22 protein-coding genes are annotated in these 16,684 nt (G+C 61.8%); 14 read left to right on the plus strand and 8 right to left on the minus strand.

The features are described from left to right. Positions 1-88 precede the first annotated feature (88 nt). The 3 genes from LIY36_RS16835 (at position 89) to LIY36_RS16845 (ending at position 1,991) form a co-directional block, all read left to right on the plus strand. The gene (locus tag LIY36_RS16835) at positions 89-1,078 is read left to right on the plus strand and encodes a 2-hydroxyacid dehydrogenase (RefSeq protein WP_226456363.1); all 990 of its coding nucleotides are present in this window, start codon (positions 89-91) and stop codon (positions 1,076-1,078) included. A gap of 71 nt (positions 1,079-1,149) precedes the next feature. Continuing rightward, positions 1,150-1,590 (plus strand): hypothetical protein, encoded by a 441-nt coding sequence (locus tag LIY36_RS16840; protein ID WP_192296531.1) that lies wholly within the window; start codon positions 1,150-1,152, stop codon positions 1,588-1,590. Then, on the plus strand, positions 1,587-1,991 hold the full coding sequence (locus LIY36_RS16845; protein ID WP_226456364.1) for an META domain-containing protein: 405 nt from the start codon (positions 1,587-1,589) through the stop codon (positions 1,989-1,991). The genes LIY36_RS16840 and LIY36_RS16845 overlap by 4 nt, the downstream gene beginning before the upstream one ends. 141 nt (positions 1,992-2,132) lie before the next feature. On the opposite strand, the gene LIY36_RS16850 is transcribed toward LIY36_RS16845, so the two are convergent. After that, a complete protein-coding gene (locus LIY36_RS16850; protein WP_192296533.1) occupies positions 2,133-2,594 on the minus strand; it encodes a TlpA family protein disulfide reductase in 462 nt (153 codons plus the stop codon). A gap of 115 nt (positions 2,595-2,709) precedes the next feature. Here LIY36_RS16850 and arsC point away from each other — a divergent pair, with 115 nt between their 5' ends. The 3 genes from arsC to LIY36_RS16865 are packed head-to-tail and all read left to right on the plus strand — an operon-like array spanning position 2,710 to position 4,062. Next, the gene (gene arsC, locus LIY36_RS16855) at positions 2,710-3,063 is read left to right on the plus strand and encodes an arsenate reductase (glutaredoxin) (RefSeq protein WP_226456365.1); all 354 of its coding nucleotides are present in this window, start codon (positions 2,710-2,712) and stop codon (positions 3,061-3,063) included. Beyond that, positions 3,060-3,674, plus strand: coding sequence for an NAD(P)H:quinone oxidoreductase (wrbA, locus tag LIY36_RS16860; protein WP_192296535.1), 615 nt, complete (start codon positions 3,060-3,062; stop codon positions 3,672-3,674). Before arsC ends, wrbA begins: the two co-directional genes overlap by 4 nt. After that, positions 3,658-4,062, plus strand: coding sequence for a DUF2069 domain-containing protein (locus LIY36_RS16865; protein ID WP_192296536.1), 405 nt, complete (start codon positions 3,658-3,660; stop codon positions 4,060-4,062). Before wrbA ends, LIY36_RS16865 begins: the two co-directional genes overlap by 17 nt. Before the next feature lie 138 nt (positions 4,063-4,200). Here the strand turns inward: LIY36_RS16865 and LIY36_RS16870 are convergent, their stop codons facing one another. Both LIY36_RS16870 and ttcA read right to left on the minus strand, forming a co-directional pair. Next, positions 4,201-4,872 (minus strand): DNA-3-methyladenine glycosylase I, encoded by a 672-nt coding sequence (locus tag LIY36_RS16870; RefSeq protein WP_192296537.1) that lies wholly within the window; start codon positions 4,870-4,872, stop codon positions 4,201-4,203. A gap of 67 nt (positions 4,873-4,939) precedes the next feature. Beyond that, positions 4,940-5,764 carry a tRNA 2-thiocytidine(32) synthetase TtcA gene (gene ttcA / locus LIY36_RS16875; protein WP_192296538.1) on the minus strand — a complete coding sequence of 275 codons (825 nt, stop codon included), beginning with the start codon at positions 5,762-5,764 and terminating at the stop codon, positions 4,940-4,942. Positions 5,765-6,077: 313 nt separating this feature from the next. Between ttcA and LIY36_RS16880 the strand changes: the two genes are divergently transcribed. Next, entirely contained in the window at positions 6,078-6,680 is a 603-nt protein-coding gene (locus LIY36_RS16880) for a Yip1 family protein (protein ID WP_226456366.1), read from the plus strand. A 128-nt stretch (positions 6,681-6,808) separates the two neighbouring features. Continuing rightward, the gene (locus tag LIY36_RS16885; protein ID WP_192296540.1) at positions 6,809-7,303 is read left to right on the plus strand and encodes a SprT family zinc-dependent metalloprotease; all 495 of its coding nucleotides are present in this window, start codon (positions 6,809-6,811) and stop codon (positions 7,301-7,303) included. A gap of 102 nt (positions 7,304-7,405) precedes the next feature. Here LIY36_RS16885 and LIY36_RS16890 read toward each other — a convergent pair whose 3' ends face one another. After that, a complete protein-coding gene (locus LIY36_RS16890; RefSeq protein WP_226456367.1) occupies positions 7,406-8,587 on the minus strand; it encodes a CaiB/BaiF CoA transferase family protein in 1,182 nt (393 codons plus the stop codon). A gap of 157 nt (positions 8,588-8,744) precedes the next feature. On the opposite strand from LIY36_RS16890, the gene tusD reads away from it, so the two are divergent. The 6 genes from tusD (at position 8,745) to LIY36_RS16920 (ending at position 12,181) form a co-directional block, all read left to right on the plus strand. After that, a complete protein-coding gene (tusD, locus tag LIY36_RS16895) occupies positions 8,745-9,137 on the plus strand; it encodes a sulfurtransferase complex subunit TusD (RefSeq protein ID WP_192296542.1) in 393 nt (130 codons plus the stop codon). Between the two features lies 1 nt (position 9,138). Further along, positions 9,139-9,489: a sulfurtransferase complex subunit TusC gene (gene tusC / locus LIY36_RS16900; protein ID WP_105522787.1), complete on the plus strand. Its 351-nt coding sequence runs from the start codon at positions 9,139-9,141 to the stop codon at positions 9,487-9,489. Continuing rightward, positions 9,489-9,767 carry a sulfurtransferase complex subunit TusB gene (tusB, locus tag LIY36_RS16905; protein ID WP_226456368.1) on the plus strand — a complete coding sequence of 93 codons (279 nt, stop codon included), beginning with the start codon at positions 9,489-9,491 and terminating at the stop codon, positions 9,765-9,767. Before tusC ends, tusB begins: the two co-directional genes overlap by 1 nt. Next, positions 9,764-10,099 carry a TusE/DsrC/DsvC family sulfur relay protein gene (locus LIY36_RS16910; RefSeq protein ID WP_192296544.1) on the plus strand — a complete coding sequence of 112 codons (336 nt, stop codon included), beginning with the start codon at positions 9,764-9,766 and terminating at the stop codon, positions 10,097-10,099. Before tusB ends, LIY36_RS16910 begins: the two co-directional genes overlap by 4 nt. After that, a complete protein-coding gene (locus tag LIY36_RS16915) occupies positions 10,096-11,097 on the plus strand; it encodes a glycosyl transferase family protein (RefSeq protein ID WP_226456369.1) in 1,002 nt (333 codons plus the stop codon). The genes LIY36_RS16910 and LIY36_RS16915 overlap by 4 nt, the downstream gene beginning before the upstream one ends. Before the next feature lie 88 nt (positions 11,098-11,185). Continuing rightward, positions 11,186-12,181: a glutathione S-transferase family protein gene (locus LIY36_RS16920; RefSeq protein ID WP_226456370.1), complete on the plus strand. Its 996-nt coding sequence runs from the start codon at positions 11,186-11,188 to the stop codon at positions 12,179-12,181. Positions 12,182-12,285: 104 nt separating this feature from the next. Here the strand turns inward: LIY36_RS16920 and cysG are convergent, their stop codons facing one another. From cysG to LIY36_RS16940, 4 genes are read right to left on the minus strand one after another with little or no spacing between them, the layout of a single operon-like run. Further along, positions 12,286-13,680 carry a siroheme synthase CysG gene (gene cysG, locus LIY36_RS16925; protein ID WP_192296547.1) on the minus strand — a complete coding sequence of 465 codons (1,395 nt, stop codon included), beginning with the start codon at positions 13,678-13,680 and terminating at the stop codon, positions 12,286-12,288. Beyond that, a complete protein-coding gene (gene serS / locus LIY36_RS16930; RefSeq protein ID WP_192296548.1) occupies positions 13,681-14,961 on the minus strand; it encodes a serine--tRNA ligase in 1,281 nt (426 codons plus the stop codon). It lies immediately after the preceding gene. A 16-nt stretch (positions 14,962-14,977) separates the two neighbouring features. After that, a complete protein-coding gene (crcB, locus tag LIY36_RS16935; RefSeq protein ID WP_065872076.1) occupies positions 14,978-15,352 on the minus strand; it encodes a fluoride efflux transporter CrcB in 375 nt (124 codons plus the stop codon). Then, entirely contained in the window at positions 15,352-16,674 is a 1,323-nt protein-coding gene (locus tag LIY36_RS16940) for a replication-associated recombination protein A (protein WP_226456371.1), read from the minus strand. Before LIY36_RS16940 ends, crcB begins: the two co-directional genes overlap by 1 nt. Positions 16,675-16,684: the final 10 nt, after the last annotated feature.

Consider the following 16,684-nt stretch of genomic DNA (forward strand, 5'->3'; position numbering starts at 1 on the left):
CCGCCTTATGTGGGAGCGGGCTTGTGTGGGAGCCCGCTCCCACAAGGGTCATGTGTTTTCAAATGATTAATCGCAGGGAGCATTTTTTATGCGCGTCATACTTTTCAGCAGCCAGACCTACGACCGCGACAGCTTCCTCGGCGAGGCGCTACCGTCCGGCGTGGAGCTGCAATTCCAACCCGCCCGCCTCAACCTCGACACCGTGGCACTGGCCGAACACCACGAAGTGGTTTGCCCGTTTATCAACGATGACCTCAGCGCCCCGGTGCTGGAACACCTGGCCAAAGGCGGCACCCGCCTGATCGCGCTGCGCTCGGCCGGTTACAACCATGTCGACCTGGCCGCCGCCAAGCGCCTGGGCCTGACTATCGTGCGCGTGCCCGCCTATTCGCCGCACGCCGTCGCCGAACATGCGGTGGCGCTGATCCTCGCCCTCAACCGCCGCCTGCACCGCGCCTACAACCGCACCCGTGACGGCGATTTCAGCCTGCACGGCCTGACCGGCTTCGATCTGGTCGGCAAGACCGTCGGAGTGGTCGGCACCGGGCAAATCGGTGCGACATTCGCCAAGATCATGGCCGGTTTCGGCTGCCAGTTGCTCGCCTACGATCCGTACCCCAACCCGCAGGTGCTGGCCCTCGGCGCCCGCTACGTGAGCCTGCCCGAACTGCTGGCCCAAGCGCAGATCATCAGCCTGCATTGCCCGCTGACGGCCGACAGCAAACACCTGATCAACGCCGACTCCCTGGCGCACATGCAGCCAGGCGCGATGCTGATCAACACCGGGCGCGGCGGCCTGGTCGACACCCCAGCACTGATCGAAGCGCTCAAGGATGGCCAGCTCGGTTACCTGGGGTTGGATGTGTACGAGGAAGAGGCGCAATTGTTCTTCGAGGACCGCTCCGACCTGCCCCTGCAAGACGACGTACTTGCGCGCCTGTTGACTTTCCCCAATGTGATCATCACCGCACACCAGGCGTTTCTTACCCGCGAGGCGCTGTCGGCGATTGCATGCACGACCCTCGCCAACATCGCCGCGTGGGCCGAGGGCCGCACGCAGAACCTCGTTGAAGGATGATCAGCGGTCACATACCAGGCTCATGATGGGCCAGCACCCGTGATAGGATGCCGCGCCTATTTGGAGGATCCATGGCCGAACACGATTTCCGCTTCAGCTTGCTGAGCCCGCAACACACCCTGATCGAATGCCGCGCCCTGGTGCCGGGCCGTTACCAGATCACCGGCAACGGTGGTTCGATCAAGCACGGCGACGTGCTGATCGTCACCCTGCGCGGCAGCAAAACCCTGTCGATGCGCCTCACCGTCGAAGGCGACGCGCGCTACTCCATCCGCCCGGCGGGTCAATGGGTCGCCATGGCCCACGGGCCGAAATTCGGCGAATTGGAAATTCACACCTGGAAGGTCAACTGCGACAGCTGCGACACCGTGCTGGAGTTTGAATTCGCAGTGGAAACCAAGCTGAGCAAAGAGCCGCTGCAACCGGCCGCCAACGCGCGCATCAAGGAGCTGGGCTGGGCCAGCCAGGGCGACAAGCACCGCTGCCCGAAATGCCAGCAGGCCGCACAATGAAAGGCCTGCTTCTGCTCGCCGCCGCAGGTGCGGCCCTCACGGGTTGCGCCGCTGATACGGCCAAGCTCAAGCGGGATCACAGCTACGTGGTGGAATGGATCGGTGAGCGGCCACTGATGGACTACGCGCACCTGACGGTCACCCTCGGCGAGGACGGTCGTGCCTATGGCAACGGCGGCTGCAACCATTGGTTCGCGCCGTACACCCTCGAGGGCGACAAGCTCAGCTTCGGCCAGATCGGCAGCACCCGCAAACTCTGCGCAGAGGCCTTGATGGAGCAGGAACACCGCTTCTTCCAGGCCCTGCAAGGCGTGCAGCGCTGGGACATCTCGCCGATCGAGCAGACGCGTTTCTGGCCGGCAGAAGGCAAGCCGATTCGCCTGTGGCTTGAAGAGGGCTGACAGCAACCTTTTCAGGATTGAACGAGGTCAAAATGTGGGAGCGGGCTTGCTCGCGAAAGCGGTGGATCAGTCACAGATGTGTTGTCTGATCCGCCGCTTTCGCGAGCAAGCCCGCTCCCACATTGGTTTGGTGTTGTTGCTTTAACCGCGTAGTGCCTTCAGCTTTGCAATCACGCCTTCCGCCGTCTGCTCCCCCATCAACTGTTCACGCACCTTGCCCTTGTCATCAATGATGTAGGTTACCGGCAGCGCCTCGCTGCGCGGTATATCAAAGATCCCTTCCGGGTTCTGCGCCAGCACCGTGAACTTGATCCCCAGCTTCTCGCTGGCGGCCTTCAACTCCTCACCCTGCACATTGTCGAAGTTGACCCCGAACACCCCGACGTTCTGCCCTTTCAACTGATCCGCCAGGGCGTTCAGTTCAGGGATCTCGGTACGGCACGGGCCACACCATTCGGCCCAGTAATTGACCACGACCCATTGTTTATCCAGGCGTTCAGCCGCGACTTTCTTGCCGTACTGGTCAACGCCGTAGTCATTACCGCAGCCGCTGAGCAGCAGGGTTGTGATGATCGCCAATGCACCGATCAGTCGACTTGTCATGGGGTAATCCTTCGTAAAAATGAACGTTGGCTGCGACCTATCGCCTCTTACGGTTTAAGGACGGGACGCTGCGCAGGTAGAATACCTGCCACCTTACGCAAGATGCGACCCGCACATGACCGATCTGACGCTTTATCACAACCCGCGCTGCTCGAAATCCCGCGGTGCGCTTGAACTGCTCGAAGCCCGTGGTCTCACCCCGACCGTGGTGCGTTACCTGGAAACCCCGCTGGACGCCGCGCAACTGAAGGCCTTGCTCGCCAAGCTGGGCCTCAGCGCACGCCAATTGATGCGCACCGGCGAAGACGAATACAAGACCCTCAACCTGGCCGACGCCAGCCTCAGCGAAGCACAACTGATCGCCGCCATCGCCGCGCACCCCAAGTTGATGGAACGGCCGATCCTGGAAACCGCCGACAAAGCCATCATCGGCCGCCCGCCAGAGAACGTGCTGGAGATCCTGCCGTGACCACACCGTATGTGCTGGTGCTGTATTACAGCCGCAACGGCTCGGTCAGCGAAATGGCCCGGCAGATCGCCCGGGGTATCGAGCAAGGCGGCATGGAAGCGCGCCTGCGCACCGTTCCGGCGATCTCCACCGAGTGCGAAGCCGTGGCGCCGAGCATCCCGGAGGAAGGCGCGCTGTATGCCAGCCTCGACGACCTGAAACACTGCTCGGGCCTGGCCCTGGGCAGCCCGACCCGCTTCGGCAACATGGCCGCGCCGCTCAAGTACTTCATCGATGGCACCAGCAACCTGTGGCTGACCGGCGCCCTCGTCGGCAAACCGGCCGGGGTGTTCACTTCCACCGCCAGCCTGCACGGCGGCCAGGAAACCACGTTGATGTCGATGCTGCTGCCATTGCTGCACCACGGCATGTTGATCACCGGCTTGCCCTACAGCGAACAGGCATTGCTCGACACCCAAGGCGGCGGCACGCCCTACGGCGCCAGCCACCACGCCGGGCCGGACGGCAAGCGCCTGCTTGATCAACATGAGATCGCCCTGTGCCGCGCCCTGGGCTTGCGCCTGGCGAACACCGCCACATTGCTGGAGAGCGGCCGTGGCCAGAAAGCCTAAGGTCTTGCCGCCCCAGGCGTGGTTGGAGCCACGGGTCAAGGTTGCACGGGCGTTGAGCCTGCTGGCGTTCTTTGGGCTGGTGGGGTTGCTGTGCGGCTATTACCTGTTCGTCGCCGACCTGCACGGCGCACGGCCGTGGGTGATCCTGCTGATCGAACTGGTGCCGCTGCTGTTGCTCGCACCGGGAATGCTGCTGGGCAGTGCGCGCGGGCATTCGTGGATGTGCTTTGCGGTGAACCTGTATTTCATCAAGGGCGCGCTGGCGGCGTATGACCCGAACCGCCAGTGGTTCGGGGTGCTGGAGATGCTGGCAAGCCTGGCGGTGTTTTGTACGGCCTTGCTATATGTGCGCTGGCGGCATCAGCTCAACCGACAGCTCGCACCTTGACCTGTAGTGAGCGGGCTTGCCCCGCGCTGGGGGGCGAAGCCGCCCTAAATCCAGACACCGCGGTCTTGCTGATACACCGCGGAGTACCGTTTGGGGCTGCTTCGCCCCCCGGCGCGGGGCAAGCCCGCTCACTACAGGCTAGTGATTGACGGTGTAAGCCAGCATCATCGACAACTGGCACATCGGCCGCCCACTCTCGGCATGCCACTCGTTGAACGCCGCCTGCACCGTCGCCAGGTCCCGCAGGCTGGTGGGTGCCTTGTCGACGATCTTCTGTGCGTTCAACGCCGCCACCACGTCAAAACTCGGCACGAACGTATCCTTGCCGACCATGCGCAAAAAGCGCGGTGCCGATAGCCCGCCCAACTGGTGGCCGTGCTTGCTCAGGTACTTCCACAGCCCAACGATGTCGGTCACCGGCCAATCGGCGATAAACGCGCCGAAGCTGCCGTGTTCATGGGCGATGTCCAGGATCATCTGCGCATTGCGCGGCACACTCTTGAGCTTGCCCAGGTGGCGGATGATGCTGGTGTCCTGCATCAGCCGCTCCAGGTGCTCGGCGCCCATCAGCACGACTTTTTCCGGGTCGAAGCCGAAGAACACTTTCTCGAACGCCGGCCACTTGGCATCCACCACGCTGTGTTTCAAGCCCGCACGGAACACCCGCAGGGCCAGGGTCGACAGGTAGCGGTCGTCGCTGATCTGGCGCAACTGCGCCGCAGTATTCGGTACGGGTAGGTGGGCTTCCAGCTCGGCCGCCGAACCGAAGCGGTTCAGACAGTATTCGTGCAGCCACTTGTAATCGCGCATGCCCTCTCCCGGGATTCGAATTGAAAACGGCGCCCGCGAGCGCCGTGTGTCAGAGCATTGAAGTCGCTTAGAGGTTCACTATATTGACGAAACGCGAAGCGGCGCTTTCGTCGATCTTGAGACTGGTGAAATCGAACAGGTTGCGGTCGGCCAACTGCGACGGCTGCACGTTCTGCAGGCTGCGGAAGATGCTCTCGGTGCGGCCCGGTGTCTTGCGTTCCCACTCCACCAGCATTTCCTTGACCACCTGGCGTTGCAGGTTTTCCTGGGAGCCGCAGAGGTTGCACGGGATGATCGGGAATTGCTTGAGGTCGGAGTAGGCCTGGATGTCCTTCTCGTTGCAATACGCCAGCGGGCGAATCACCACGTTGCGCCCGTCATCCGCGCGCAGCTTGGGCGGCATGGCCTTGAGCGAACCGTTGAAGAACATATTGAGGAAGAAGGTCTCGACGATGTCGTCGCGGTGATGGCCCAGGGCCATTTTGGTCGCACCGATTTCATCGGCAAAGGTGTAGAGCGTGCCCCGACGCAGGCGCGAGCACAGCGAGCAGGTGGTCTTGCCTTCCGGAACCAATTCCTTGACCACCGAATAAGTGTCTTTTTCGACGATGTGATACTCGACACCCAGCTCTTTGAGGTAGGCCGGCAGCACATGCTCGGGGAAGCCCGGTTGTTTCTGGTCCATGTTGACGGCAACGATCTCGAACTTGATCGGCGCGACCTTTTGCAGGTGCAGCAGCACGTCGAGCATGGTGTAGCTGTCTTTGCCGCCGGAGAGGCAGACCATGACCTTGTCGCCGTCCTCGATCATGTTGAAATCGGCGACCGCTTCACCGGCCAGGCGACGCAGGCGTTTCTGCAGTTTGTTCTGGTTGACTGTAAGAGTGCCCATGGCGCTTGAATCCGCAAAAGGTGTGTGACGAAAAGCGCAGCATTTTACGCAAAAATGCTTCAATGGGCGACGCCGATCCAATGTGGGGGCTGGCTTGCCTGCTCCCACACCGACCATGGCAGTCCCGACAGACTTCACCGCGATTAGGGCCAATGTTTACAGCGCGATTTGCTCTAAAGGCCCTACAGTCATTCCGGTCATCCCTTCCTATACTGCGACTTGAGGTCGCACGTATATATCCAGACCTTTCAGGCCAATTGGCCCGTGGGCGCTCCGATGGGGGGCGATGGTAATAACAACAGGAGTGACTGGCATGATCCATCACGTCGTGGGGCTGTTTACCCATCCTGACCAGGAATGGCGGGAAATCCGTGGCGATAAAGAAGAAAGCATCGGCCACATGTACCTCACTCACACGCTGATTCTCGCGGCGATCCCCGCCGTATCAGCCTTTATCGGCACCACCCAGGTCGGCTGGGTCATCGGCAACCGCTCGCCCGTGATGTTGACTCAGGAAAGCGCCCTGTGGATGACCATCATGTCGTACGCGGCCATGCTCGCCGGCGTGGCGGTGATGGGCGCCTTCATCCATTGGATGGCCCGAACCTACGACGCCAACCCCAGCATGTCGCGCTGCGTCGCGTTTGCCACCTATACCGCGACACCGCTGTTTATCGGCGGGCTGGCGGCGCTGTACCCACATATGTGGCTGGGCATGGTCGTGGGCACCGCGGCGATCTGCTACACGGTGTACCTGCTGTATGTGGGGCTGCCGACGTTCATGAGCATCGATCCGGACGAGGGCTTCCTGTTTTCCAGCTCGGTGCTGGCCGTGGGCCTGGTGGTGCTGGTGGCAATCATGGCGTTTACCGTGATCGTCTGGGGCTTGGGCGTTGGGCCTATCTATACCAATTGAGCGTTTCAGACCGTGAGCAAGGCCACCGCAAGGTGGCTTTGTGCGTTATGCATGACCATTCGGCGCCTGAACCATTCGGAAACACACGGCGTTGCGGCATACTGGGCGCCTCTGGAGATAGGTACAGCATGCCCGAGCAACTCAATACCCGCGTCGAAGATTGTTTCCTGCAAGCCGAATCCTTTTTCAAACGAAGCTTCAAACGCCCCCAGGTCAGCCTCAAGCTGCGGGGCCAGAAGGCCGGTGTCGCGCATTTGCACGAGAACCTGCTGCGCTTCAACCCCCAGCTGTACCGTGAAAACAGCCAGCATTTCCTGAAACAGACGGTGGCCCATGAAGTGGCGCACCTGATTGCCCACCAATTGTTTGGCGAACGCATTCAGCCCCATGGCGAAGAATGGCAATTGATCATGCGCGGGGTGTACGAACTGCCGCCGGACCGTTGCCATACGTATGCGGTAAAGCGGCGTCAGGTGACGCGGTATATCTACCGTTGCCCGTGTGCGGACAGTGACTTTCCCTTTTCGTCGCAGCGCCATGGGTTGGTGGCTCAGGGGCGGCGGTATTTGTGTCGGCGGTGTAGGCAGACTTTGGTGTTTACTGGAGAGACCCGGGTGGAGTGACAGCCTCTTCGCAGGCAAGCCAGCTCCCACATTGGATCGGTGATCGACATGACAACCCGGTCAAATGTGGGAACGGGCTTGCCCGCGAAGGCGCCGGATCAGTCAACCAATAACCCTGGCCTGCCGCAAAGCCTCAATACGCTGATTACTGAAGCCCAATTCAGCCAACACTTCATCACTGTGCGCGCCCACCGCCCCGCCAATATGCCGAGGCGCTGGCAACCCCTCAGAGAACTTCAACGGACACGCCAACTGCACCTGGGTCGAACCATCGCCCCGGGGCACCTGGCTCAACAATTCCCGCGCCTTCAACTGGGGATGCTCAAGCGCCTCACTCAAACTCAACACGGGTTCGACGCAGGCATCCACCTCGGCAAATAACGCGCACAGCTCCTCAAAACTGCGTTTCTCAAACTCAACCTGCAAAGCCTGCTTGAGCACTTTTTGCCGCTCCGGCTCCGGCGACAAGCCTTGCGCCGCCAACTCCGGCCGTCCCAGCGCCGCACACAGCGACTGCATGAAAGCCGGCTCCAGACTGCCCACCGACATCCATCGTCCATCCCGGGTCCGATAGTAATCGTAGAAACTGCCACCGTTGAGCACGTGGTTTTCCCACGCCGGCTCCACCCCGCACGCCAGGTAGCCCGCTGCCGCCATGGCGTTAAGGCTGAAGGAGCAATCGGTCATGCTCACGTCCAGATATTGCCCCACCCCGCTTTGCTGCCGCGCAATCACTGCCGCGAGCAACCCCACCACCGCATGCAACGAGCCACCGCCCACATCCGCCAACTGCACGCCCAACGGCAGCGGCCCACTGTCCTGGCGCCCGGTGTAGCTGGCCACACCGGACAACGCCAGGTAGTTGATGTCGTGCCCGGCGCGGTCCTTGTAGGGGCCGGTCTGACCGTAGCCGGTGATCGACACATAAATCAGCCGGGGGTTGATCGCCTTCAGCGCTTCATATCCCAGGCCCAGGCGCTCCATGACCCCGGGGCGGAACTGTTCGAGAATAATGTCGTAGTCCTTGACCAGCGCCCGCACGATCTCCAGCGCCTCGGCTTGCTTGAGGTCCAGGGCCAGGCTGCGCTTATTGCGATTGAGGTAGGCGTGGCTCGCCGAAGTCCCCCGGTCATGGGGCGGCAGCACCCGCAGCAGGTCCATGCGCGTTGGCGATTCGATGCGCAGCACTTCGGCGCCCATGTCCGCGAGCATCAAGGATGCAAACGGGCCAGGCAGCAAGGTGGAGAAATCCAACACTTTGAGGGACGCCAAGGGACCTGACATGGGCACTCCAATTCCGTTTCGATTGCCCACAGACTAGGCAGCCTTGGTCCTACGGGCAATCGTCAGAACGATCAGCAACAGTGACCGTTTTGATCACGGCGGGCTTTTTCCTGGCGGCGGCTTTATCATTGGCCCACGTTTGCTTGCCGAGTGTGCCATGAAGTTTGCGATAGCCCTGTTTTCCGCGGCCCACGCGCCCTCCTCGCGCCGCGCCTTGCTGTTCGCCCAGGCGGCGTTGGCCGGCGGGCATGAGATTGTGCGGCTGTTTTTCTACCAGGACGGCGTGTACAGCGCGTCCAATAACATCGTCACCCCGCAGGATGAGCAGGACATCGCCCGCCAATGGCGTGAGTTTGTCAGCCAGCACCAGCTTGACGGCGTGGTATGCATCGCCGCCGCCCTGCGTCGCGGGGTGCTCAACACCGAGGAGGCCACGCGTTATCAGCGCAGCGCGGTCAACCTCGATGCACCGTGGGCGTTGTCTGGCCTGGGGCAACTGCACGACGCCGCACAAACCGCCGACCGCCTGATCTGCTTTGGAGGGCCGTGAGATGTCCAAATCCCTGTTGGTGATCAGCCGCCAGGCACCTTGGTCCGGCCCGAGTGCACGGGAAGCGCTGGATATCGTGCTGGCCGGTGGCGCGTTCGATTTGCCCATCGGTTTGTTGTTCATGGATGACGGCGTGTTCCAGCTCGCACCGCACCAGAACGCCAAGGCCGTGCAACAAAAGGACCTCAGTGCCAACCTGCAGGCCTTGGGGCTGTTCGGTATCGACGATGTATTTGTCTGCCGCCACAGCATGGCTGTGCGTGGCCTGACGCCGCCCACCGAGGCACAACCATTGAGCAACGACGCTATTTCCCAATTGATTGACCGTTACGACCAGGTGATTACCCTCTGATGTCGACTTTACATGTGGTGTCTCACTCGCCGTTTTCCGACAGTCGCCTCGACAGCTGCCTGCGCATCTGCGGCGCCGAGGACGCGATCTTGCTGTGCGGCGATGGCGCCTACGGGCTGCACGCCCCCGCCCTGCACACCAAGGGTGTGAGGGTGTTTGTGCTGGCCGAAGACATGCAGGCGCGCAACCTGCCATTACCCGACTGGGCCGACAGCGTGGACTATCCCGGCTTCGTGCAACTGTCTATCGACTATGACAAGGTCAACAGCTGGCTATGAACACCTTGACCGTAGGCGAACGCACCTATGAGTTGGACAAGGACGGCTACCTCGTCGACTTGAACGACTGGTCCACAGAAGTCGCCAGCGCCCTGGCTGCCGCCGAAGCGCTCGATCTGACGCCCGACCACTGGGAAATCCTCGAACTGCTGCGCGGCTTCTACGCCGAGTTCCAACTGTCCCCGGCCACGCGCCCGCTGATCAAGTACACCGCCTTGAAGCTGGGCCCGGAAAAGGGCAACAGCCTGCACCTCAACAAACTGTTCAACGGCACTCCCGCCAAACTCGCCGCCAAGCTGGCGGGCCTGCCCAGGCCGACGAATTGCTTATGACCGACTTTGCCCCGCTGACCCTCGAAACTCCCGCCGAACACCCGTTTGCGCCATTCGTGCGCATCCTGGGCAAAGGCAAGCGCGGCGCGCGCAATCTCACCCGTGAGGAAGCCCGCGAAGCCATGGGCATGCTGCTCGACGAAAAAGTCGAAGACACCCAGCTCGGCGCGTTCCTGATGTTGCTGCGCCACAAGGAAGAAAGCCCGGAAGAACTCGCCGGTTTCACCGAAGCCGTACGCGAACGCCTCAACGCCCCGGCGCTGAACGTCGACGTGGACTGGCCGACCTACGCCGGCAAGAAGCGCCACCTGCCGTGGTTTCTGCTGGCGGCCAAGTGCCTCGCGCAAAATGGCGTACGCATCCTCATGCACGGCGGCGGCGCGCATACCGCGGGGCGGTTGTACACCGAGCAACTGCTGGCAACCTTGCAGATCCCGCTTTGCCGCAACTGGCAGCAGGTCGAAAGCGCTTACCAACACGGGAACCTGGCATTTATCCCGCTGGGCGACTGGGCGCCACAACTGCAACGCATGATCGACCTGCGCAACACCCTCGGCCTGCGTTCGCCGATCCACTCCCTGGCACGTCTGCTCAACCCGCTGAATGCACGCCTGGGCCTGCAAAGCATTTTCCACCCCGGCTACCAGGGCGTGCACCGCGATGCCAGCGGCCTGCTCGGCGACAATGTGATCGTGGTGAAGGGCGACGGCGGCGAGATCGAGATCAACCCCGACAGCGCCAGCCACCTCTACGGCACCACCGGCGGCGAGAGCTGGGACGAGGAGTGGCCCGCCCTCTCCGCCCAACGCCACGTCAAACCGGCGACCCTGGAGCCCGAGCATTTGAAAGCGTTGTGGCGCGGTGAAGTCGAGGACAGCTACCCGCAACTGGCGCTGATCGCCACCATGGCGCTGGCCTTGCGCGGTCTTGGCCATTCGCGGGAGCAGGCTTTCGTGTTGGCCCAGCAATACTGGGACGCACGGAACAAATCGATTTAATCGATAATTCACCCGCAGTCTTTGCGCTTTTAAATCGAACCCATCCCTTTAGACTGGGCTCCAACGCTTATTAGTTGAGGAGCCAGTCATGGGTTTGCTGATCGAAGGACGCTGGAAAGACCAGTGGTACGAAAGTAGCGCAGATGGCGCTTTCCAGCGTGAACAGGCGCAGCGCCGCCACTGGGTGACTGCCGACGGTTCGCCCGGCCCGAGTGGCGAGGGTGGATTCAAGGCCGAAGCCGGTCGCTACCACCTCTACGTGTCCCTCGCCTGCCCTTGGGCCCATCGCACCCTGATCATGCGCAAGCTCAAGGGCCTGGAAAGCCTGATCGATGTGTCCGTGGTCAGCTGGTTGATGCTGGAAAACGGCTGGACCTTCGACAAGGCCCACGGCTCCAGCGGCGACGCCCTCGACGGTTTTGCCTTCATGCATCAGCGCTACACCGCCGATACCGCCGACTACACCGGCCGGGTGACGGTGCCCGTTCTGTGGGACAAGAAGCTCAAGCGTATCGTCAGTAATGAATCGGCGGAAATCATCCGCATGTTCAACAGCGCGTTCAATGGGCTGACCGGCAACACCCTGGACTTCTACCCCGAGGCGCTACGCCCGAGCATCGACGCACTGAACGAACGCATCTACCCGGCCGTGAACAACGGCGTGTATCGCGCAGGCTTTGCCACTTCGCAGCAGGCATACGAAAGTGCGTTTGATGATGTGTTTGCCGAATTGGATCATCTGGAGCAGCACCTGAGCGACCATCGCTACCTGGCCGGCGAGTTCCTGACCGAAGCGGATGTGCGCCTGTTTACTACGCTGATCCGTTTTGATGCGGTGTATTACGGGCACTTCAAATGCAATCTGCGGCGGATTGCGGATTATCCGAACTTGTCGAACTGGCTGCGGGAGCTGTATCAGTGGCCGGGAGTGGCCGAGACGGTGGATTTTGCGCATATCAAGGGGCATTACTACGCCAGTCACCGCACGATCAATCCGACGGGAATTGTGCCCAAAGGTCCGTTGCAAGCATTTGATACCCCGCATGATCGCTTGAAATTGAAGGGCAACGCAGTTTGGAGCTGATCCGGGTTGCTCGCTGAGCTTGAAGGCCTCATCGCGGGCAAGCCCGCTCCCACATGGAATGCGATCCCCTGTGGGAGCGGGCTTGCCCGCGATGCTTTTAGTTTTCAGACCTGGGACTGGGCGCCTTCAAACCACTTGAGCTTCTCGCGCAACACCACCACTTCACCGACGATCACCAGTGTCGGCGCATGCACTTCATGCTCCGCCACCATGCGCGGCAAGTCGGCCAGGGTGCCGGTAAACACGCGCTGGTTGGACGTTGTGCCTTGCTGGATCAATGCCGCCGGGGTATCGGCTGCGCGTCCATGCTTGATCAGCTGTTCGCAGATGATCGGCAAGCCGATCAAGCCCATGTAGAACACCAGGGTCTGCGACGGCCCCACCAGGTCATGCCAGGGCAGGTCCGAAGTCCCGTCCTTCAAATGCCCGGTGATGAAGCGTACCGATTGCGCATAGTCGCGGTGAGTCAGCGGAATCCCTGCATACGCCGCGCAACCGCTGGCCGCCGTGATGCCCGGTACCACTTGGAACGGGATGCCGTGGGCCGCCAACTCTTCGATTTCTTCGCCACCACGGCCAAAGATGAACGGATCGCCACCTTTAAGGCGCAACACCCGCTTGCCTTGCTTGGCCAAGTCCACCAATTGCTGGTTGATCTGGTCCTGGGGCACGGCGTGGTCGGCGCGACGCTTGCCGACGTATACGCGCTCGGCATCACGGCGGCACAGTTCGAGAATCGCTGGCGCAACGAGGCGGTCGTACAGCACCACATCGGCTTGCTGCATCAGGCGCAGTGCGCGGAAGGTCAACAGGTCCGGGTCACCAGGACCGGCGCCCACCAGGTAAACCTCACCCGGCGCATGGGGCGGCTTGCCGTTGACTTTCTCCACCAACAAACGCTCGGCTTCAGCACCCTGCCCGGCCAATTGGCGATCGGCAATCGGGCCCTGGAACACCTCTTCCCAGAACGCGCGACGTTGCTGTACATCCGGGTACAAACCTTTGACCTGGGCACGAAAGCGCGCCGCCAACCCGGCCAATTGGCCGTAGGTGGACGGAATCCAGGTTTCCAGCTTGGCCCGGATCAGCCGCGCCAGTACCGGCGCATCGCCGCCACTGGACACCGCGATCACCAAGGGCGAGCGGTCGACAATCGCCGGGAAGATCACGCTGCACAAGGCCGGCGCGTCCACCACATTGACCGGCACGCAACGGCGCTTGGCGTCGCTGGACACTTGCGCGTTCAGTGGCTCGTCGTCCGTTGCCGCGATGATCAGGGTGCAACCGTCGAGGTCGGCCTCCTGATAACCGCGCAAAATCAGTTCCCCGCCACTGCCCAGTACCAACTCGCGGAGTTGGTCTTCGATCTGGGGAGCAACCACCCGCAGCAACGCACCGGCGTCGGCCAGCAGCCGGGATTTGCGCAAGGCAATCTCCCCGCCACCGACGACCAACACACGACTGCCGCGCAGGTTATGAAACAGCGGCAGAAATTCCATTTAGCCGATGACCTCAACGCCTGCCATATAAGGCTTGAGCACCTCGGGTACACGGATGGAACCGTCTGCCTGCTGGTAGTTTTCCAACACGGCCACCAGGGTACGGCCTACCGCCAGGCCCGAACCGTTAAGGGTGTGCACCAGCTCCGGCTTGCCGGTTTCCGGGTTGCGGAAACGTGCCTGCATACGGCGGGCCTGGAAATCGCCGCAGTTGGAGCACGACGAGATCTCGCGGTACTTGTCCTGGCTCGGCACCCACACTTCGAGGTCGTAGGTCTTCACGGCGCTGAACCCCATGTCGCCGGTGCACAACGCGAGTACACGGTACGGCAGCTCCAGCAGTTGCAGGACGCGCTCGGCGTTGGCAGTCAGGCCTTCGAGGGCTTCCATCGAGGTCGACGGCTCGACGATCTGCACCATCTCGACCTTGTCGAACTGGTGCTGGCGGATCATGCCGCGGGTGTCGCGACCCGATGCACCGGCTTCGCTGCGAAAGCACGGCGAGTGGGCGACGAACTTCAATGGCAGCGCTTTGGCGTCGAGGATCTCGCCGGACACGATGTTGGTCAGCGACACTTCCGCCGTCGGGATCAGGTACAGGTCGGCTTCGCCTTCGCGGCTGATCTTGAACAGGTCTTCTTCGAATTTCGGCAGCTGGCTGGTGCCCATCAGCGCTGGTGCCTGCACCAGGTACGGCGTGTAGGCTTCTTCGTAGCCGTGCTCGGCGGTGTGCAGGTTGATCATGAACTGCGCCAGGGCGCGGTGCAGACGGGCCACCGGGCCGCGCAGCAACGAGAATCGCGCGCCGGACATCTTGGCGGCGGTTTCAAAGTCCAGGCCGCCGGTCAGTTCGCCCAGGGCGACGTGGTCCTTAATCTCGAAATCAAAGGCTTTTGGCGTACCCCAGCGGCGCACTTCGACGTTGCCGTCTTCGTCTTCGCCCACCGGCACGGATTCATGCGGGATGTTGGGGATGCCCAGCAGGATCGAGTCCAGTTCGGTCTGGATCTTGTCCAACTCGACTTTACCCTCGGACAGCTCAGTGCCCATACGCTCGACGTCCGCCATCAACGGCGCAATGTCTTCGCCGCGTTGTTTGGCCTGACCAATGGATTTGGAACGCGCATTACGCTCAGCCTGCAGTGCTTCGGTGCGGGTCTGGACGGTCTTGCGCTGTTCTTCCAGCGCTTCGATGCGCGCAACATCCAAGGCAAAGCCACGGGATGCCAGGCGGTCCGCTACGTCCTGAAGGTTGCTACGTAACAGTTTGGAATCGAGCATGTCGGTCTCTCGTTTATCAAAGTTTGGTCAAGGACAGGCCGGCCCAGGTGGCGAGCAGCCCGCCGAACACGCTGATACCCAGGTAACCGAACGCTACCAGGGCCTGCCCGCTTTCCAGCAAGCGCAGCGTATCCAGTGAAAAGGATGAAAAGGTCGTCAGACCGCCTACAAAGCCGACAATCAAGCCGGCGCGAATTTCAATCGGTACTTCCGGGCGCAACAGGAACCAGCCGTACAACAGCCCGATAATCAAGCAGCCGACCAGATTGACCGCCAGGGTCGCCGCATAAAAATGCTTCGGCCAGTTGGCGCTGACCCAGGTGCTGGTGGCGAAACGCAATAATGTACCAGCGATGCCGGCTGCGGACACGGCAAGAATCGTCTTGAGCACTACTTTCTCCGCTGTTTGGGGCTGAGTCGATCAAGTTGGGCGAGGTGATTGAGCTTTTCCCCGATCTTCAGCTCCAGGCCACGGGGCACCGGCTGATAGAGCGCTAGCGGTTCAAGCGCGTCGGGGAAGTAATCTTCGCCGGCCGCATAGGCGTCTGGCTCATCATGGGCGTAGCGGTATTCATCACCGTAGCCCAATTGTTTCATCAGCTTGGTCGGCGCGTTGCGCAGGTGCAGCGGCACTTCCAGGGAGCCGTATTCGGCAGCGGCGCGCAGGGCAGACTTGAAGCCCATATACACCGCGTTGCTTTTTGGCGCACAGGCCAGGTAGGTGATGGCCTGGGCCACCGCCAGCTCGCCTTCCGGGCTGCCGAGGCGCTCCTGCACCTCCCACGCCGCCAGACACAAGCTCAGCGCCCGCGGGTCGGCGTTGCCGATGTCTTCACTGGCCATGCGCACTACGCGACGCGCGAGGTACAACGGGTCGCAACCACCGTCGATCATGCGCGCGAACCAGTACAGCGCACCGTCCGGGTTGGAACCGCGTACGGATTTGTGCAGCGCGGAAATCTGGTCGTAGAACGCTTCACCGCCCTTATCGAAGCGTCGGCGCGTGTCGCCGAGCAGGCTTTGCAGCAGGTCGACGCCAATCTCGCTGCCGTCTTCGGCCAGGTCGGAGGCGTTTTCCAGCAGGCTGAGGAAACGGCGCCCATCACCATCGGCGGCGGTGAGCAGGATCTTGAAGCCTTCGTCGCTGAGACTCAGCCGGCGCTTGCCCAGGCCCTTGTCTTCGCTCAAGGCACGGTGCAGCAGCTTTTGCATCGCCGCTTCGTCCAGGCTCTTGAGCACATAGACCCGCGCCCGCGACAGCAAGGCATTGTTCAATTCGAATGAAGGGTTCTCGGTGGTGGCGCCGATAAAGATCAGCGTGCCGTCTTCCACATATGGCAGGAACGCGTCCTGCTGCGACTTGTTGAAGCGATGCACTTCGTCGACGAACAGGATGGTGCGCTTGCCGTATTGCCCGGCCTGCTGTTTGGCGACGTCGACGGCCTGGCGGATCTCCTTGACCCCGGCGAGTACCGCCGAGACCGTTTCGAAATGCGCATCCGAGACCTTCGCCAGCAACCGCGCCAGGGTGGTCTTACCCACCCCTGGCGGGCCCCAGAAGATCATCGAATGCAGCGCACCTTGCTCCAGGGCTTCGCGCAGGGGCTTGCCGCGAGCGAGCAGGTGTTCCTGGCCGACGTACTCATCCAGGTTGGTCGAGCGCAAGCGCGCGGCCAGGGGTTGAGCAATCGGGTCACTTCGAAACAAGTCCATGGGCAGCGTT

It is taken from the genome of Pseudomonas sp. AF03-9, from assembly GCF_020515815.1.
Taxonomy (GTDB): domain Bacteria; phylum Pseudomonadota; class Gammaproteobacteria; order Pseudomonadales; family Pseudomonadaceae; genus Aquipseudomonas.

Coding starts and splice junctions, on each gene's coding strand:
- LIY36_RS16835 (WP_226456363.1), top strand. CDS start 89: ATGCGCGTCATACTTTTCAGCAGCCAGACCTACGACCGCGACAGCTTC.
- LIY36_RS16840 (WP_192296531.1), top strand. CDS start 1,150: ATGGCCGAACACGATTTCCGCTTCAGCTTGCTGAGCCCGCAACACACC.
- LIY36_RS16845 (WP_226456364.1), top strand. CDS start 1,587: ATGAAAGGCCTGCTTCTGCTCGCCGCCGCAGGTGCGGCCCTCACGGGT.
- LIY36_RS16850 (WP_192296533.1), bottom strand. CDS start 2,594: ATGACAAGTCGACTGATCGGTGCATTGGCGATCATCACAACCCTGCTG.
- arsC (WP_226456365.1), top strand. CDS start 2,710: ATGACCGATCTGACGCTTTATCACAACCCGCGCTGCTCGAAATCCCGC.
- LIY36_RS16870 (WP_192296537.1), bottom strand. CDS start 4,872: ATGCGCGATTACAAGTGGCTGCACGAATACTGTCTGAACCGCTTCGGT.
- ttcA (WP_192296538.1), bottom strand. CDS start 5,764: ATGGGCACTCTTACAGTCAACCAGAACAAACTGCAGAAACGCCTGCGT.
- LIY36_RS16880 (WP_226456366.1), top strand. CDS start 6,078: ATGATCCATCACGTCGTGGGGCTGTTTACCCATCCTGACCAGGAATGG.
- LIY36_RS16885 (WP_192296540.1), top strand. CDS start 6,809: ATGCCCGAGCAACTCAATACCCGCGTCGAAGATTGTTTCCTGCAAGCC.
- LIY36_RS16890 (WP_226456367.1), bottom strand. CDS start 8,587: ATGTCAGGTCCCTTGGCGTCCCTCAAAGTGTTGGATTTCTCCACCTTG.
- tusD (WP_192296542.1), top strand. CDS start 8,745: ATGAAGTTTGCGATAGCCCTGTTTTCCGCGGCCCACGCGCCCTCCTCG.
- tusC (WP_105522787.1), top strand. CDS start 9,139: ATGTCCAAATCCCTGTTGGTGATCAGCCGCCAGGCACCTTGGTCCGGC.
- tusB (WP_226456368.1), top strand. CDS start 9,489: ATGTCGACTTTACATGTGGTGTCTCACTCGCCGTTTTCCGACAGTCGC.
- LIY36_RS16910 (WP_192296544.1), top strand. CDS start 9,764: ATGAACACCTTGACCGTAGGCGAACGCACCTATGAGTTGGACAAGGAC.
- LIY36_RS16915 (WP_226456369.1), top strand. CDS start 10,096: ATGACCGACTTTGCCCCGCTGACCCTCGAAACTCCCGCCGAACACCCG.
- LIY36_RS16920 (WP_226456370.1), top strand. CDS start 11,186: ATGGGTTTGCTGATCGAAGGACGCTGGAAAGACCAGTGGTACGAAAGT.
- cysG (WP_192296547.1), bottom strand. CDS start 13,680: ATGGAATTTCTGCCGCTGTTTCATAACCTGCGCGGCAGTCGTGTGTTG.
- serS (WP_192296548.1), bottom strand. CDS start 14,961: ATGCTCGATTCCAAACTGTTACGTAGCAACCTTCAGGACGTAGCGGAC.
- LIY36_RS16940 (WP_226456371.1), bottom strand. CDS start 16,674: ATGGACTTGTTTCGAAGTGACCCGATTGCTCAACCCCTGGCCGCGCGC.